Here is a 14,893-nt window from a genome sequence, read left to right as displayed (position 1 = left end):
GGAAACGTATGCCTTTAGACCCGTCGATCATCTTTCAGCTCGGCAAGGGCGTCACGCCCCTCATGTCTCCTGCTGACCGAGAAGACCAGCAAATGCAGCGTGAGGCCGGGCGGTACAAGCTCAACGCGCTGCGGCAGGAATCAGAAGACGACGCCGCATACCGCAACGTGCTTCGTTCTGGCGCTAAGCCTGAAGAGTTGCCGAACAAGCTCTATTCGGCGGGTCTGGGGAAGCGTGCCCAAGAGGCGCAAACGTTTCAGGCCGCGCAGGCCAAGACCGCGCGCGAGAGTGAGAAGGCGAAGTACGAGGCGGTCATTCAGAAATACGATATTGCTGCGCGGATTATTGGCCCCGTGAAGGATCAAGCCTCCTGGGACATCGCTCGGCAACAAACAGCGGAGGCATTCGGCCCCGAAGCCGCCGCACAGATGCCGGCTCAGTACGATCCCGCACTCATTGAACAGAAGCGCGCCCAAGCGATGACGGTGAAGGAGCAACTTGAGCAGAAATGGAAGGAAAGGGAGTACACCACGCCGAACGCAAATTCGGTGCTGCAGGCGCAGACCTCCACCGCGAACAACGCGGCGACACTCGCCAATTCCCAACGCACCGCGGACATGACAGACGCACGCGCTCGTGAGTTCAACTCCACGAAGGTGGAAGAGAACAAGCTGAAGCGCGAAGCCAAGGACGAGACGACGAACCTGACCAAGGCCAGCCAGATCGCGAGCTTCGACACGATGCTGGGCACGCTCGACCGTCTCAGTAAGCACCCCGGACTCTCGCGCTCTGTCGGCCTTGTGGGCGCACTGCCAACCGTGCCGGGCTCCGATTCCGCCAACTTCCAAGCCGAACTCAACACCTTCCAGTCGCAAGCCTTCCTGCCGATGGTCGCCCAGCTCAAGGGCATGGGCGCACTGTCCGATGCAGAAGGCAAGAAGCTCACCGCAGCAGTCGGCGCGCTTGACCCGAAAATGGGCGAAAAGGCGTTCCGCGATTCCGTCGCTCGAATCACGGCAGATATGGACGCTGCGCGCAAACGAATGGTAGGGGGCGGGTCTACTGCCAAGCCCGCGTTGGCTTCTGACCTCGGGGGCCTCGAAGCCGAACTCAAGCGCCGGGGGCTGCTGAAATGAAAGACTTCGCGTCCATGACCGACGCGGAGTTGATGGCCGCGTACAAGACCGCGAAAGACCCTTTCGAGTCGGCGCTTGCTGCCGAGGGCGTCACCGGGAAAGTCGCAGACATCGCCCGCAGCATCTACCAGCAGGAATCGGGCAGCGGCAAGAACACGAAGACCTCGAACGCTGGCGCTGTTGGTGGCATGCAGATCATCCCGCCGACCTTCAAGAGCGTTGCAGACAAAGATTGGGACATCAATGACCCGACGCACAATGCCCGAGCCGGAATTCGATACGTCAAGCAACTCTACGAACAAGCCGAGGGCGACCCTGCACTTACCGCCGCGGGCTACTACGGTGGCCCTGGTGGACTTGAGAAGGCTCGCCGGGGCGTTGCTGTCGCAGACCCCCGGAATCCCAACGCTCCCACCACGCTCCAGTACGGGAAGCAGGTGGCCGCGCGGCTGCCCAAGGAGCCACTGAATCCGATCATGGCTGCTGGCAAGGCGGTAACGGACGCCATCATTCCTTCGGCCAACGCTGCCGAGCCTGCGTCTCCCTACGGCGGGATGAGCGACGAAGAACTGCTTGCTGCGTATCAGAAGCTGAAGGTCGGCGCTCCTACTGCTGAAGCAGCGCCGGCGCCGGCGCTTGAGCCAGTTGCCGGTCAGCCTTCCGGCTTGGAACGCTTCATCGGCGGCGCCGTAAAGGGAACCAAGGATCTGGCAGGCGGCTTGGTTCGTGGCGCTGGATCGATTGGCGCCACGCTACTTGCTCCAGGCGATGCGATCCAAGACGCCATGGCAGGGCGACCGCTGCTTGCCACGAACAAGGCGCGCCGCTCAGAGATGGACGCAGGCTTGCAGACGGCGGGAGTCGATACGAGTTCCCTGAATTACGGCGCTGGAAAGCTGACTTCAGAAATCGCGGGCACTGCTGGCACAGGCAACGTCCTCGGAGCCGGCGCGAAAGCCGCCGGAGCTGGGCCGAAGGTCGTGAATGCGCTTCGCTCGGGAGGCATGACGCTTGGCCAGCCTGGCGGCTCCGCAGTGGGCAACCTCCTTACGCGCGCAGGCGCAGGGGCGACAGTTGGCGCCGCATCTGCCGGGCTCGTGGACCCGGAAACCGCTGGCACTGGCGCGCTCATCGGGGGTGCTCTCCCTGTAGCCACGCAGGCAATTGGGACGGCTGGCAGAGCTATTGGGCGCACTATCGCCGGCAAAGGCATGGCGCCCGAGGTAAAGGCTCTCGCCGACCGTGCGGCGGATCTCGGCATCGACATCCCTGCGGATCGATTGGTGAACAGCAAGCCGCTGAACGCCCTCGCTTCGAGCCTCGACTATGTGCCAGGCAGCGGGCGCACCGCGACGATGTCGAAGATGGAAGACCAGTTGAACACGGCAGTCTCTCGGACCTTTGGTCAGAACTCGCCCAACGTCACGCAGGCGCTGCGGAAGGCGGGGGATGAGTTGGGAGGAAAGTTCGACAAGGTTCTGAGTCAAAACACGGTCAAGATCGATCAGCAATTTCTAAATGACCTCGCCGATGCCTCTCAGATGGCGAGCAAGGAACTTGGCTCGGACGGCGCTCGCATCATCCAGAACCAAGTCGATGAGATCCTCGCCAAGGCGACGCAGACGGGCGACATAGACGGGCAGGCCGCGTACAACATCAAGAAGACTCTTGACCGCATCGGCAAGCGTCCAAGCGCGGAAGCGTTCTATGCCATCGACCTGAAGCAAAAGCTGATGGAGGCGCTGAATCGTTCGCTTGGCCCGGCTGAAGCGGAGGCGTTCAAGACCGTCCGCCAGCAGTACGGAAACATGCTCTCGCTCGAAAAGATCGCGCAAAACGGGGCGGAAGGCGGAATTTCCATTGGCCGCCTGGCGAACATGAAGAACATCAACAACCCTGAGCTTCAGGAGCTTGCCGACATCTCAGCCCAATTCCTGAAGAGCCGGGAAGGGGCGCATGGTGCGGCTCAGCGGGTTGGCGCTGGTGCGTTGACCCTTGGGCTCACCGGCCCCGGAGGACTTGCGGCAGGCATGGCGACTGGCAGGGGGGCAAACATGCTGCTCAACAGCAACATGGTGAAGAACGCTGTCACTGGAACGCCGCAGAGCAATCGGCTGCTTCAGTTCGCTCGCAGCCCGGAGGTGGAAAAGCTGCTGTACCGGGCCGCGCCGGTCGCCGGTAGTCAGTGACCGTTTAGGCCCATCCAAATTCCATAGATGAAAGCCGCCACGACGATGGCGATTGCCTTCCAGAGCATGTAGTCGGTGAATTCCACCGGCAGATTTTAGCCACTGGCCGCCTTCGGGTGGCCTTTTTGTTTTCAGGAGCCCGAATGGCGCAATTTTTAGCCCCTCTGATCAACGACCAGCAAGAAGATGCCAATGGGAACCCGCTGAGCGGCGGACAGATAGAGGTCTATCTCGCCGGAACCTCCACGCCTGCAACGACGACCAGCGACAAAGCCGGACTGATCCCGAACACCTGGCCCGTCGTTCTCAGTACCTTGGGGGTGAACAACCAAGGCGCAGTTTGGATCACTGGGGGCGCGACGTACAAATTCGTCATCAAGAACGCCGCTGGCGTGGTGCAACGCACCATCGACAACATCAGCGGCATCAATGACAACTCGGTCGTCGCTGACCAGTGGATTGTCTTCCAGGCAACGCCGACCTTCGTCAGCGCAACCTCCTTCACCGTGCCGGGCGACCAGACGCAGACATTCACCTACGGCACCCGGGTGAAGACCACGAACACGGGCGGCATCGTCTATGGCACTGTGGTTCGCTCGACGTTCGCCGCGGCCACCACCGTGGTCATCGTGCCGGACAGTGGATCGCTCGATTCCGGCCTTTCGGTGGTGTCGGTGGGCTTGATCACTCCATCGAACCCCGCGCTTCCTGGGACGCTTGCGACACCATCGTTCCGCAATCGCATCATCAACGGCTCGCTGCGGATTGACCAGAGGGCCATTTCCGCCGGGGTTACGCTCACAGCGGGGGCAGCCATCGGCTACGTGGTTGACCGCTGCTATGCCTCTTGTACCGGGGCAAACGTCACCATTCAGAAGGTGGCTGGGACGGGGTATCAAAGTGCCGTAACGATCACGGGCGCGGCGGCCAACACCGCAACCCTGTTCGGCCAGCGCATCGAGTCGTCCAACTGCTTCGATTGGGTCGGGCAACAGGTCAACGTGCAAATCCCGATCTCGGCTGTTGGCATCACCTCTGTGACCTGGAATGCCTACGTCGCAAACGCCACGGACAATTTTGCAGCGAAGACGCTGCTTGCAACCGGCTCGCTGACGTTGAGCGGCACAGTTGAGAACAAGGCGTTCAGCTTCTCCGCTGGCACAAATGCCTCCCGCGGGATCGCCATCGAGTTCGTGACCGGCGCCCTTCTTGCGGGCCAATCGATCACCTACCAAGGGGCCTGGCAAGCTGAAGTCGGTCAACTCTCGCCATTCGAGCGCGTGGAGTACGGCGAGGAATTGCGACGGTGCAGGCGGTACTACTACCGGAACAGCAACGCGGGGACGGGTCTGGTTGCGTCCGGGCTTGCGTTTGCGGCGAATAGTGCCGCCTACTACATGCCGTTTCCAGTGACTCTTCGCGCGAGCCCGACTCTCGGATCGTCCAACCTCTTTCCGACCAACGGCGCCGGCACCACGATTGCCCCCACCGGCTCGTCCCTCCTGGGAATCTCCAGCGACAGCGCGCTGGTGCAAATCAACGTCGCTGCCGGGCTGACTATCGGGCAAGCCAGTCTCTTGTACGCGGGTGCAGGTGCTGGCGGCTACATCGAGTTCATCGCGGAACTGTGATGTACACCAAATTCCCCGCCTACGTGTTGAGGGAAGACGGCGCTTGCATCCCAATGGACGAGCGCAATGCTGACTACCAGGCTTACCTCGAATGGATCGCACAGGGGAATGTCCCAAGCGATCCGCCGCAGCCCACGCTTGGCGAATTGATCCTGCGCGCCATCGCAGAGATCCGCCTGCAGCGCCAGCCGATCATTGAAATCCTAGACGGCCTGCAAGCATCTTCGCTGACCAAAGGCGAGGCATCCCGCGCACAAGTCATCGAGACGGCTAAACAGGGCCTGCGCGACCTGACCAACATCGACCTCACCGCCTGCGCGACCTATGCAGACATGAGGCTGAAAGTGAAAGCGGCGTATTTCGCGCTCGCCGCGGCGCTCCCATCGGACCTAAGACAGGCATTCAAGGACGCAATCTCATGATCTATCTGCTCTTATCCCCTTGGGTGCTCTGGGGCATCTACTGCGCCGTCATGCGGCTCAAGCAGGTACGCGAGGCCAATGCCTTGACGACCTCCATCAAGGTCATGGGATACCCGTGGCTCTTCTTTGGGTTGTTCGTCGATTTCGTCGTGAACACGATCTTTGGGAGCCTGGTGTTCCTCGACCTACCGCGCGAATGGACGCTGTCCTCTCGCCTGTGGCGGCTAAGCAATCTGGAGCCTAGCTGGCGGCAGAAGTGGGCGCTGTGGATTCGCATCAACTTGCTCGACCCGATTGACCCGAGCGGAATTCACAAGGGGTGAGCGTGAAGCAAGAAATCAAAGACATCGCTGTAGAGCTGGCAGTTCGCACCGCCCCTGCTGGTGGCATCGCGTGGTACTCGGAGATCAGTTGGACGGCTTTCCTGACCGGCATCTTGGTGTGCCTTCAGATTCTGTACCTGCTGCGTCGCTGGTGGCGCGAAGAGACGGAGTGGGGCATGAAGCTCAAGCGCTGGGTGAAGGGCGAGTTCACCAAACCAGGAGACCTGTCATGAAACTCGTAGACAACTGGCGAAAGCTCTGGAGATCGTGGACTGTGATGCTCGCCTCGGCGGGTATTTTTTTGCCCGACATCCTGCAGATCGTCGCCGAGAACATCGACGGCGTTCCGTTGATCGACACGGGCCACAAGTCGCTGATCCGGCTGGCGTGCCTGATCGCCATCGTGCTGCTTCGCCCGGTGAAGCAAGAGAGCCTGACCAAATGAACGCAAACCGACGCGCCTTTCTGGACATGCTCTCTGTGAGCGAGGGCACCAGCACCAGCCCGCTCACCCAAAACGATGGCTATGACGTGATCGTGACCGGCGTGACCGGCCCCGAGATTTTCACCGACTACTCGCAGCACCCCTTCGTGAACCGCAAGCCAAAGCAGGTGAAGGGTTCGCTGTATTCGACCGCATCAGGCCGCTACCAGCACATGCGCGTGCATTGGGAGCACTACCGCGATCAATTGAACCTGCCGGACTTCGGGCCTGAATCGCAGGATCTCTGGGCCATCCAGTTGATCCGGGAGCGTGGGGCTCTGCCGCTGATTGACGCCGGCAACTTCGATCTAGCGGTCGCGCGCGTGCGCAACATCTGGGCAAGCCTGCCCGGCGCGGGGTACGGTCAGCCGGAGCACGGCATTGAGAAGCTGCGCGCTGCCTACGTGGCGGCGGCCGGGAGCCTCTCATGAAGTGGTGCACCTACTGCGGCATGCATGGGCACAGCGCCTCCGAGTGCACGAAGCGTGTACACGTCCGCGCGACATGTCTACTTTTCCGGGGAATTTGTACATGAACCCCTATGTGCTTCTCGCCTTAGTGATCGGCTGGGGCGCCTCTGTCGCTGGTGCTGGCTGGTACGGCATGGGCGTTGGTGAAGACCGGATCATCGCCAAGCAGGCCAGTGACGACAAGATCCGCCAGGAAACCCGGGAAGCCGCCCAGCAAGGAGCCGCAGATGCCATCGCTAAACTCAAGCCGGTCAACACGACCATTCGCGCCAAGACCGAGACAATCGTTCGTGAGAGCCCTGTCTATCGCGACTGCCTCAATACTCCTGACGGCCTGCGGAGCATCAATTCCGCGCTCACCGGACGGCTTGCCGAGTCCGCTGGTGGTGAGCAGCTGCCCAAAGCTGACGGAGCTAAGTGATCCGAGTTTCGGCGCTACGGTGCTGAAGCTGGTTGAAGTGGCGGGGCAGTACAACGAATGCCGCGAGGCCGCGCTTGCAGGCCAGCCGGTCCCGAAGGCAGACTACTCGCTCTGGCCGAAGCGCTGACCGCCTCAGTAGGTATGCCTCTGGCTCGTGCCGACTGACGGACCCAAGCCGATTTCCTCAGGCGTTTCCGGCATCCGCCTCACCTCCCGCGACGACAGGATCGGCGTAGCGCCCGGGTGCTTTTTCTCTGCATCCTCGCGCGACATCTTGTAGCTCGACGGGCCACCCTTCTTTCGCCAGATGTCCGGGGGCAGGTTCCAGGTGAAGAATTCGACTTGCTTCATGCTGTAGATTTATACAGCACTCGACATCAATCCAGCAACTTGTAGCGGCTGGCCTCGTTGGCGATCATTTCGTCCAACTGGTCCCACAGCTTTTTCTCTTCAGGTGACAACTCCTGAGGAAGGCTTTCAAATTTGCCGTCAGCGTGCAGCACGTAACGAGGAATGTGGAGCGCCGTGATCTGGCACTTCATTTTCAAAAACGGCTCGATGGCATTCCGAAACGCCTTATGTGCCATCACCCCCATCACTTGCCGAAACCCAGCCTCGCTCTCGACCCCGTACTTATCGCAATGCCATCGAGCATCGCTATAGATCCGGTCCAGCTCAGGCGTGAACTGGCTCACTTTGATTGCGGTTGTCATCGCTCTATCCTATTCTTTCTGCGCCTGCATTGCGGGTGGAGAGGGTCAGCCAGCAGAGCGCGCCTTAATCTCTGCGGCGATCTGCTCGGCCTCGTAGCTCTTGTCGGACCAACTGACGGCGATGTTCGCGCAAGCCTCGCGCTCCTGCTTGACACGGCTCTCAATCAGTTCCTCGATCATGTCCGACAGGTAGCGCCCCGAAGTGTTGTTCATCAGAATGTCGCGAGTACGCGGCCCAAAGGCGGCTTCGAGCATCGCCCTGGTGTCTAGTTGGTCTTGCTTCATCTCAATCCTTTGCTATCAGACCCCATCGCTTTGGGGAGAGGGTGGGGTCTTGGCCTTGTCGATGGTGGCGGAGACCATGGCGTCGAGTGCCAAGGCGGCCCTTGACGGGCTGCACCCGAATACCGGGAACAGCACAGCGTTGCAGTCGGGCAGTCTGGCCCACGCCTCGTAGAAGTCGTCCTTGTATTCGTTCCGCCCCAGGAAGTCGAAGAAGCCCTCGAAAACGCCATCGTCATCCCAGCGGGCAAAGACGGTGTGAAAGCCGTCGCACTGGTTGTAGAGCAGGAACGAATCGAACCCGTCGCCTTTTGGCGGAGTAGCCCCGACAGCATGGAAGTCGAGTGTCAGGGCGAGCGTCTTGATGGTCATGAAGCCTCATTTCTTTGGAATTGACAGGCGCAAAGCCGCGCCAGAGCTAGGCCGGCTGGCCTGAATGTTGGGGTGGGGGAAGTGGCCGCAACCCGCATGGCTCAAGGCTTGGCGCATCGGCCTGATCGGGCGGTATTCGCCGGACTCAAATCGCACGTAATTCGCACGCGCCGGCCGGAAGCCGCATCCAGCCTGGGCCGCTCTCGGGTTCAAATCCCCCCAGCTCCACCAACATAACGTCCAAGGGCGTTCACTGAAGTCCAGTGAACGCCCTTTTTCATTGGAGAATCAGTCAGCCATTGTGCGAGGAAGTCCGATGAGATTTGATGGCAGCCAAGGCTGATTCGGGGAACAAGCCGGGGAACAGTCGGGGTAAAGGTCGCTGTATCGGAGATCGTTCGCCGGTTTCCACTTATTCCCCGCCCTGGAGCGCTGTCCATGCTGGCTGACAAGCACTGCAAGAACGCCATTCGCCCGCCCGACAACTCCGGCAACCGGCGCAGGCGCGAGACACGAACATCCAGCGTGCGCTTGTCTCCCCTTTTGTCTATCCACAACCTGGCACGAAGCCATTCGCGGGACAGGATTTGGCCCATGTTTTCGAAAGAATGTGACCGCCAGATCGAATTCGGTTGGCTTCAGCGTGACCGCCTTGCCCCAGCCAGGGCGTTGCCTGTCACCAGCTCGAAACGATAGTGCCCTCATTCCCAGCAAGCCGCCAAGACTGAGGGGCCTCGGGGTTGCAGAAGGCGCTCAATGAAGCGAAGAATTTCTTCGGTGTCAGCGGACGCTGCGATCGCATCGTCTCCAGGCCCTGCCCGCACGACCATGAACGCTCGCCGCAGATCACAGCGGGTAGCTATCAGCCCGATCGGCACATGGACCCCAACAATTGAGTGCACCTCCTCCACGGCTTCCATCGCCAACACGAGGTCGTTCGAAGCAGGGGTCACAAGCAGCAGGTCGAACGCTCGAGGACGAACGCCACGCGCGCGCAGTGCTTCTGCGTCTTGGATCGCAACAGGGAGATGGCCGAGCCGACTGACCATGCGGAAAATGCGTCTACCGGACCTTTGATCCGGATCGACGACGGCGACACACTTCTTCGAAGACTCAGCGAACACCGAACTCATCGCTCCCAGCCATCTCAATCTTCACGCGCGGGTTGGCTTGCGAATGGAGCGCCGAAACTGAGCTGGCCCCTTGAATGACAGGACAGGGTCTATCGCTTATCTTTAAAGATAGGAGTAGGACAGTGAGTACGACTAGGAATACGGATACCGTCGAAGTGATCATGAGGGACCAGCGCCGCAGGCGCTGGTCCCTTGCAGAGAAGGCCGCACTGGTTCGCCGAGCTACGAACCTGGCATGAGCGTGTCGCTCGTCGCACGTCAGGAAGGCGTTGCCGCCAGCCTGCTGTTCCAGTGGCGCAAGCTGGAGCGGCAAGGGGCGCTGACGGCTGTATCGGCGGGCGAGGCTGTGGTGCCGGCTTCGGAACTGGCAGCCGCTCGTGCCGAGATCGCCAAGCTACAGCGCGTGCTTGGCAAGAAGACGCTGGAGAACGAGATCCTCAAGGAAGCTGTGGAGTACGCCGCCGAAAAAAAGTGGATTGCGCGCTCGCCCTTGCTGGACGGGGACGGCCAGTGATCAACGCCGCATGCGTTGACCGGCCCCAAGGCCAGCTTCCCAGCGCTGCCATACTCTTTTCGTCGATGGCGATCACGATCACGCTGCTCTTGCGCACGTCGCGGCCCTGCAATGCGACGAGCGTGTCTTGCCAGATGCGGTTGGGCTGCCGCATGACCCCCGAGACATCGAGTCCCCAAACGACTATCAGCGCGAAACCCGCGAGACTCGCCCATCTGATCCAGCGCACATACTGGTTTTGAACTAAAGCGTCAGGATTGGCTCGCGCAGACCGACCGCCGCCGGAGTCTTGAACGCTGGCACGCATATTCAGGCCTGAATACGGCCAGAGGTGCTCGGGCATTGGCGCTTTCAACTGCCGTCTGCTCCCGTCGCCGTTGTCAAGCTCTGCTCGACCTCACGCCGGGGTCTAAAACGGTGCGTCGAATGCACCTCGAAGGGGAGTACGTGGTTCAAATTTGATCATTAGTCTTGTATGCAAGACTGAAACCTCAGGGTTGCACGTCAGTTCCGCAAGCTACGTGCCAATCGACGTGCCGCTGTTGCTTCAGGCGCACTGCGATCGCTCGGATGCGAGCTGCGGGTCTTTGAGGGGGCGAAGAGGCGCCGGGCGAAATCGCCGATTGCAGGCCTCGAGAAGCAACCATGGAGGCAAGCCTGAGGTGCCAGCAGCTCCGAGCGTGCTCGAGACCGAAATCAATGGAGAGATCAGGCCCTGCAGGCCATCGGGCCGATGCCCGCTCCTGAGTCCCCGACAGCTTCTAAGCGATAGCCTTGGCCGTAGACGGCAGTTAGCCGAAAGCCGTTCTCCGGCCGCAATCCCAGTACGGTTCTCACCCGAGAAATATGGGTATCCAACGAGCGCGACATCAGCTCAGTGCCAGCTGGGTTGTTTGTTTTCCATATGGTTTCCAGCATGTGCCCTCGCGAAATCAGCCGACCGGGATTTCGAAACAGAAAGAGTGCGAGATCGAACTCCCTCTGCGTCAGTTGCACGGGCTTGCCATTGATCTCGAGCTGCGTCAGAGCAGGAACGAACCGGTAGCGGCCCCAGATTTCCTCTTCGGTCCGAACCTGTGCATAGGAGCGACGCAACAGCGCTCGTACACGCGCGGTCAGCTCGCCGACGCCCACGGGCTTGCTCATGAAGTCGTCCGCGCCCAGCACCAGGCCTTCAACGATGTCGCGTTCGTCCCGCCGATTGGTCACAAAAAGGATCGGAATGTGCTCCGTCACGTTGGTTCTCACCCATCGCACGATCTCCAGCCCCGACATGCCGGGGAGCTCCCAGTCGAGAACCAGCAGATCGAACGATTCGCGGCGCAATTCGTTCAGCAGTGCCGCGCCATCCGTGAAGGTGTGGCAATGATGGTTCATCGCCTTCAGAGTGCTCTTGGTCAGGTCAAGCTGGTCTATGTCGTCGTCAAGAGCTGCGATTCGCATGGATTTCAGTACTTCGATCGGGTTGCGGATGCAGAAAGCACACGCAGTTGGTGCGCATTGATGTAATTTTAGTAATCAATCGATTGAAAGCTGAAAACTAAAATCTTAAAGATTGTCAAATCTGTGCGGACTTGGACTGACCGTGCTAGCACGTGATAGGTGCGCTTTCTTAAAAGTGCGGAAAATTTCCGGCGTTCCGTTCTGGAATGCTCAGCAATTGTCAAAATCCTGGACGTGCGTTGGCCTGTTCTCTAGGCTCGCCCCGAATTTCTTTGGATGGCCTATGGGCCAGTTTTCGGGCAGTCATGAAAAAGATCAGTCGAGCGAGCCAGAAGCCGCACCAAACCAGCGCGGCCACTTTCGGCTCTTGCGCATGATGAAGTCCGAGTTCGGGTTTTGCGCCGCGGGAGATGCGGCGAAATGGACTAGTTCGCTCAGGCCTTTTGGCGCAACGGTAGAAGCGCTTGGGCCACAAGCCCTGTCCGTCGCGTTGATTGGCACCGGCGATGGGCGCGGAGCAGCATTGGGAGCCAGGTTGGCGTCGATGGGGCATGAGCCTGTCGTATTCACCGGCGTCGCCGGTTTCTTGAGCAAATTGAGAAGCGGCCGGCACTTCGACGTGCTGCTGATGTCTCCGCATGGCGGCCTGTTTGACGAACCTCCGTTCCCGGGCGGTGAAGTTCTCCGCATACCCACGCTCTTTCTTGTCCCCTGGAGGATGTGGAGTCATCTGCCTCCGTGGGAGAGGAATTTGGAGTGGCTGGACGTTGTCGACTTCGACATTCTGCGGACGACGGACGATGAACTGAATTGGCGAATGCGCGCGCTGTTCTCGAGAAAGAGCAGAAGAACAGATGCCGCGCTTGGCCCGATCACGAAGTTGACTTGGGGTGATTACCAGTTTCTCGAGGACCGCTGCATCGTCCTGCATCGGAGTCGGAAGGTCTTTCTTCAGCCTCTGCAGTTCAAATGCGCATTGGCGTTCTTCCAGAACGTAGGTCGCGTGCTGACGCGTGACGAACTCTGGCATTCGTTCTGGGCCACGTCGTACGCTCGCGACGAAGGCTCGCGAGTCATCGATGTTTGCATCGCAAACGTGCGCAGAAAACTTGCGTTGCGCGAAGAAAGCGGGTATGCGCTCAGAGCCGTTTACAAAACGGGGTACCGGCTGTCGATGTTGTGATCCGTTCGGCGATGGCATGTGATGCCCCTCAGCCAGATAAGCGGAGTCTTGACTTGCTCGAACCTTCCGAACTTCGCCAGTTCTTCCCCGTGATCGCGACGCCAAGCCACGATGGCAAGTTCTTCCAGAACTACGTGGTCTCGATGATGAATTTCGCCATCCAAGCCGAGCGCGCGGGAATGCGACTTCAGGTGCTGTTCCACCAGGGCGAAAGCCTGGTGACCCGTGCCGCAGTTCGAGGCCACCTTCACGCGCTACACCGTCAATGCCAAGGCGTCGCCCGGAACCGACTCGCAAATCAACCTCGAAGTGCAGCCGGACGGCTTCATGAAGATGCCGGACCGGCTGTCGAAGCTGAGGTGCAAGGGTCGCGTAATCGCCCGCAACGCGTATCTGACCAGCCATGATCCAGTAGGCGCCAGCCCATTCATCACAAAAATCCAACCTGTCGAAGGTTGGCTTTTTTTTGCCCGGGCACGAGGCTATAGTCGGCGGGCGCTGTCACAACGCCACCGCTCTCTGTCCCCTCACAAAGGGCATTGCTGCCCGCATCGATCCAAAAAAAGGACGCCGTGCCCGATACCTTGACTTCGACGCTCACGAGCTACTACGACGAGGTGCCCTATGAGTCGCACCCGTTCCCGCAAACCGCCGTCGAGCATCTGGAGGCCCTCGCTTTCCTGTTCGGGCTCGAGACGCCGGCGCCAGCCAAGGCGCGGGTGCTGGAGCTCGGCTGCGCGGCCGGCGGCAACCTGATTCCGTTCGCGGCGCGCTATCCCGAAGCAAGCGCCCTGGGCCTGGATTTGTCGAAGGTGCAAGTGGAGCAGGGCGTTGGCGCCATCTCGCGGGCCGGGTTGCCGAACGTGGAGCTGCGGGCGTTCAATCTCGCGGAGGTCGATGCTTCGTTCGGCCAGTTCGACTACATCATTTGCCACGGCGTCTACAGCTGGGTGCCGGGACCGGTGCAGGACGCGATTCTGCGCGTGTGTTCCGAAAACCTCGCGCCCAACGGCGTGGCTTATGTCAGCTACAACGTGTACCCGGGCTGGAAGGCGAGAGAGATCGTGCGCGACGCGATGATCCTGCGCGGCGCCCCACGCGACACGCCCGACGAAAAGCTGTCCTATGCGCGCGGCATGCTCGAGTTTCTCGAGCAATCGGCGCGTCCCGACAGCGTTCTCAAGAAAACGCTCGAAGAAACAATGCCGATCGTGCGCGGCTCCAGCGGCTACTACCTGCTGCACGAGTTCCTCGAGCCCTGCAACGCACCCTGCTACTTCAAGGAGTTCGTCGCGCGCGCAGAGGCGCATGGCCTTGCCTATCTGGCCGATGCAGAACCCTCCACGATGTTCGTCCAGAACTATGGCGAGAAGGTTCGCGAACCGCTCTTGCGCGAGTGCGGCGGCAGCCAGGTGCTCATGGAGCAGTATCTCGACTTCCTGGTCAACCGCACCTTTCGCCAGACCTTGCTGGTGAAGCAGGACCGAGCCGCCGATGTCCGCTATCGCCTCGACCAGGGCCGCATCCGCAGTCTTGAATTTGCCGGCGTGTTCACAACGGAGGACGGCGGTGCCCTGACGCTCGATGCGCGCGAGCAGTCTTGCAATGCGCTGCGCAACCTGAAGGTCACGCTGCGCCTTCCGGTGCAAAAAGCCGCGGCGCAGGTGCTCGATGCGCACTATCCCGCCAGCGTATCGTCCGAAGCGCTGATTGCCGCGGTGCTCGCGGCCACGGGCGAGCCGCGCGCTTCGGCCGAACCGCTCGTGATGTCGATGCTCGAGGAACTGCTGATCCTCGGCGCGGTGCGGATCCGGCGTGCGCCGGTACAGGCCGCCACGGAGGTGTCCGCATGGCCGCTGGCACTGCCGTCGGTGCGCAGCGCCTCCGGGCTGGCATTGTCGGCGGGGAGCTCGGCCAATGTCTGCAATCAGTGGCACGAGTCCGTGGGGCTCTCCGCGCTCGAGCGTTGCCTGCTGCCGCTGCTCGATGGCGCGCACTCGCACGACATGCTGGCCGACTATCTCGCGGCCGAGGTGCGCGCGGATCGCTTGCGCTTCGTCCAGAACGACAAGCCGCTGACCGACCCGTCGGCGCTGAAGGAATTCGCGCTGAATCAAGTGGCGCTTGGCTTGCGGGACCTGCGGCGCAAGGCGCTGCTCGTCGCCTGACATTACCGT

At 60.7% G+C, this 14,893-nt stretch carries 17 protein-coding genes and 2 pseudogenes; 13 read left to right on the top strand and 6 right to left on the bottom strand.

The window, feature by feature from the left end:
* The first annotated feature begins 8 nt into the window (after positions 1-8).
* From QFZ42_RS16720 to QFZ42_RS16680, 9 genes are all read left to right on the top strand, one after another.
* Positions 9-1,136 carry a hypothetical protein gene (locus QFZ42_RS16720; RefSeq protein WP_307702026.1) on the top strand — a complete coding sequence of 376 codons (1,128 nt, stop codon included), beginning with the start codon at positions 9-11 and terminating at the stop codon, positions 1,134-1,136.
* A 14-nt stretch (positions 1,137-1,150) separates the two neighbouring features.
* A complete protein-coding gene (locus tag QFZ42_RS16715) occupies positions 1,151-3,325 on the top strand; it encodes a lytic transglycosylase domain-containing protein (protein WP_307702025.1) in 2,175 nt (724 codons plus the stop codon).
* Positions 3,326-3,468: 143 nt separating this feature from the next.
* Positions 3,469-4,956: a hypothetical protein gene (locus QFZ42_RS16710; protein ID WP_307702024.1), complete on the top strand. Its 1,488-nt coding sequence runs from the start codon at positions 3,469-3,471 to the stop codon at positions 4,954-4,956.
* A complete protein-coding gene (locus QFZ42_RS16705) occupies positions 4,956-5,378 on the top strand; it encodes a hypothetical protein (RefSeq protein WP_307702023.1) in 423 nt (140 codons plus the stop codon). Before QFZ42_RS16710 ends, QFZ42_RS16705 begins: the two co-directional genes overlap by 1 nt.
* The gene (locus QFZ42_RS16700; protein ID WP_307702022.1) at positions 5,375-5,701 is read left to right on the top strand and encodes a hypothetical protein; all 327 of its coding nucleotides are present in this window, start codon (positions 5,375-5,377) and stop codon (positions 5,699-5,701) included. The genes QFZ42_RS16705 and QFZ42_RS16700 overlap by 4 nt, the downstream gene beginning before the upstream one ends.
* 2 nt (positions 5,702-5,703) lie before the next feature.
* On the top strand, positions 5,704-5,934 hold the full coding sequence (locus tag QFZ42_RS16695) for a hypothetical protein (protein ID WP_307702021.1): 231 nt from the start codon (positions 5,704-5,706) through the stop codon (positions 5,932-5,934).
* The gene (locus QFZ42_RS16690) at positions 5,931-6,146 is read left to right on the top strand and encodes a DUF7940 domain-containing protein (protein ID WP_307702020.1); all 216 of its coding nucleotides are present in this window, start codon (positions 5,931-5,933) and stop codon (positions 6,144-6,146) included. Before QFZ42_RS16695 ends, QFZ42_RS16690 begins: the two co-directional genes overlap by 4 nt.
* Positions 6,143-6,616 (top strand): glycoside hydrolase family 24 protein, encoded by a 474-nt coding sequence (locus QFZ42_RS16685; protein WP_307702019.1) that lies wholly within the window; start codon positions 6,143-6,145, stop codon positions 6,614-6,616. The genes QFZ42_RS16690 and QFZ42_RS16685 overlap by 4 nt, the downstream gene beginning before the upstream one ends.
* Before the next feature lie 100 nt (positions 6,617-6,716).
* Positions 6,717-7,076: a hypothetical protein gene (locus tag QFZ42_RS16680; protein WP_307702018.1), complete on the top strand. Its 360-nt coding sequence runs from the start codon at positions 6,717-6,719 to the stop codon at positions 7,074-7,076.
* A gap of 132 nt (positions 7,077-7,208) precedes the next feature.
* On the opposite strand, the gene QFZ42_RS16675 is transcribed toward QFZ42_RS16680, so the two are convergent.
* The 4 genes from QFZ42_RS16675 to QFZ42_RS16660 are packed head-to-tail and all read right to left on the bottom strand — an operon-like array spanning position 7,209 to position 8,443.
* A complete protein-coding gene (locus QFZ42_RS16675) occupies positions 7,209-7,427 on the bottom strand; it encodes a hypothetical protein (RefSeq protein ID WP_307702017.1) in 219 nt (72 codons plus the stop codon).
* 26 nt (positions 7,428-7,453) lie between these two features.
* Positions 7,454-7,789, bottom strand: coding sequence for a hypothetical protein (locus QFZ42_RS16670; RefSeq protein ID WP_307702016.1), 336 nt, complete (start codon positions 7,787-7,789; stop codon positions 7,454-7,456).
* Between the two features lie 45 nt (positions 7,790-7,834).
* Positions 7,835-8,074: a hypothetical protein gene (locus tag QFZ42_RS16665; protein ID WP_307702015.1), complete on the bottom strand. Its 240-nt coding sequence runs from the start codon at positions 8,072-8,074 to the stop codon at positions 7,835-7,837.
* Between the two features lie 15 nt (positions 8,075-8,089).
* On the bottom strand, positions 8,090-8,443 hold the full coding sequence (locus QFZ42_RS16660) for a hypothetical protein (protein WP_307702014.1): 354 nt from the start codon (positions 8,441-8,443) through the stop codon (positions 8,090-8,092).
* Between the two features lie 1,294 nt (positions 8,444-9,737).
* On the opposite strand from QFZ42_RS16660, the pseudogene QFZ42_RS16655 reads away from it, so the two are divergent.
* Positions 9,738-10,089, top strand: a pseudogene (locus tag QFZ42_RS16655) (transposase); the annotation flags it as partial.
* 56 nt (positions 10,090-10,145) lie between these two features.
* Here the strand turns inward: QFZ42_RS16655 and QFZ42_RS28330 are convergent.
* A pseudogene (locus tag QFZ42_RS28330) lies at positions 10,146-10,244 on the bottom strand (hypothetical protein); the annotation flags it as partial.
* A gap of 554 nt (positions 10,245-10,798) precedes the next feature.
* Positions 10,799-11,533, bottom strand: coding sequence for a response regulator transcription factor (locus QFZ42_RS16650; RefSeq protein WP_307702013.1), 735 nt, complete (start codon positions 11,531-11,533; stop codon positions 10,799-10,801).
* A 283-nt stretch (positions 11,534-11,816) separates the two neighbouring features.
* Between QFZ42_RS16650 and QFZ42_RS16645 the strand changes: the two genes are divergently transcribed.
* The 3 genes from QFZ42_RS16645 to QFZ42_RS16635 all read left to right on the top strand — a co-directional run bounded on the left by QFZ42_RS16645 (position 11,817) and on the right by QFZ42_RS16635 (position 14,884).
* Positions 11,817-12,716 carry a winged helix-turn-helix domain-containing protein gene (locus QFZ42_RS16645; protein WP_307702012.1) on the top strand — a complete coding sequence of 300 codons (900 nt, stop codon included), beginning with the start codon at positions 11,817-11,819 and terminating at the stop codon, positions 12,714-12,716.
* 53 nt (positions 12,717-12,769) lie between these two features.
* A complete protein-coding gene (locus QFZ42_RS16640) occupies positions 12,770-13,123 on the top strand; it encodes a hypothetical protein (protein ID WP_307702011.1) in 354 nt (117 codons plus the stop codon).
* Between the two features lie 165 nt (positions 13,124-13,288).
* Positions 13,289-14,884, top strand: a complete 1,596-nt coding sequence (locus QFZ42_RS16635) for a class I SAM-dependent methyltransferase (RefSeq protein WP_307702010.1) — start codon at positions 13,289-13,291, stop codon at positions 14,882-14,884.
* The last annotated feature ends 9 nt before the right edge of the window (positions 14,885-14,893 follow it).

Source organism: Variovorax paradoxus (assembly GCF_030815855.1).
Taxonomy (GTDB): domain Bacteria; phylum Pseudomonadota; class Gammaproteobacteria; order Burkholderiales; family Burkholderiaceae_C; genus Variovorax; species Variovorax paradoxus_M.
This window is presented reverse-complemented; position numbering and strand designations above follow the sequence as displayed.

Coding starts and splice junctions, on each gene's coding strand:
- QFZ42_RS16650 (WP_307702013.1), bottom strand. CDS start 11,533: ATGCGAATCGCAGCTCTTGACGACGACATAGACCAGCTTGACCTGACC.
- QFZ42_RS16690 (WP_307702020.1), top strand. CDS start 5,931: ATGAAACTCGTAGACAACTGGCGAAAGCTCTGGAGATCGTGGACTGTG.
- QFZ42_RS16705 (WP_307702023.1), top strand. CDS start 4,956: ATGTACACCAAATTCCCCGCCTACGTGTTGAGGGAAGACGGCGCTTGC.
- QFZ42_RS16660 (WP_307702014.1), bottom strand. CDS start 8,443: ATGACCATCAAGACGCTCGCCCTGACACTCGACTTCCATGCTGTCGGG.
- QFZ42_RS16710 (WP_307702024.1), top strand. CDS start 3,469: ATGGCGCAATTTTTAGCCCCTCTGATCAACGACCAGCAAGAAGATGCC.
- QFZ42_RS16665 (WP_307702015.1), bottom strand. CDS start 8,074: ATGAAGCAAGACCAACTAGACACCAGGGCGATGCTCGAAGCCGCCTTT.
- QFZ42_RS16720 (WP_307702026.1), top strand. CDS start 9: ATGCCTTTAGACCCGTCGATCATCTTTCAGCTCGGCAAGGGCGTCACG.
- QFZ42_RS16715 (WP_307702025.1), top strand. CDS start 1,151: ATGACCGACGCGGAGTTGATGGCCGCGTACAAGACCGCGAAAGACCCT.
- QFZ42_RS16685 (WP_307702019.1), top strand. CDS start 6,143: ATGAACGCAAACCGACGCGCCTTTCTGGACATGCTCTCTGTGAGCGAG.
- QFZ42_RS16645 (WP_307702012.1), top strand. CDS start 11,817: ATGGGCCAGTTTTCGGGCAGTCATGAAAAAGATCAGTCGAGCGAGCCA.
- QFZ42_RS16670 (WP_307702016.1), bottom strand. CDS start 7,789: ATGACAACCGCAATCAAAGTGAGCCAGTTCACGCCTGAGCTGGACCGG.
- QFZ42_RS16680 (WP_307702018.1), top strand. CDS start 6,717: ATGAACCCCTATGTGCTTCTCGCCTTAGTGATCGGCTGGGGCGCCTCT.
- QFZ42_RS16675 (WP_307702017.1), bottom strand. CDS start 7,427: ATGAAGCAAGTCGAATTCTTCACCTGGAACCTGCCCCCGGACATCTGG.
- QFZ42_RS16700 (WP_307702022.1), top strand. CDS start 5,375: ATGATCTATCTGCTCTTATCCCCTTGGGTGCTCTGGGGCATCTACTGC.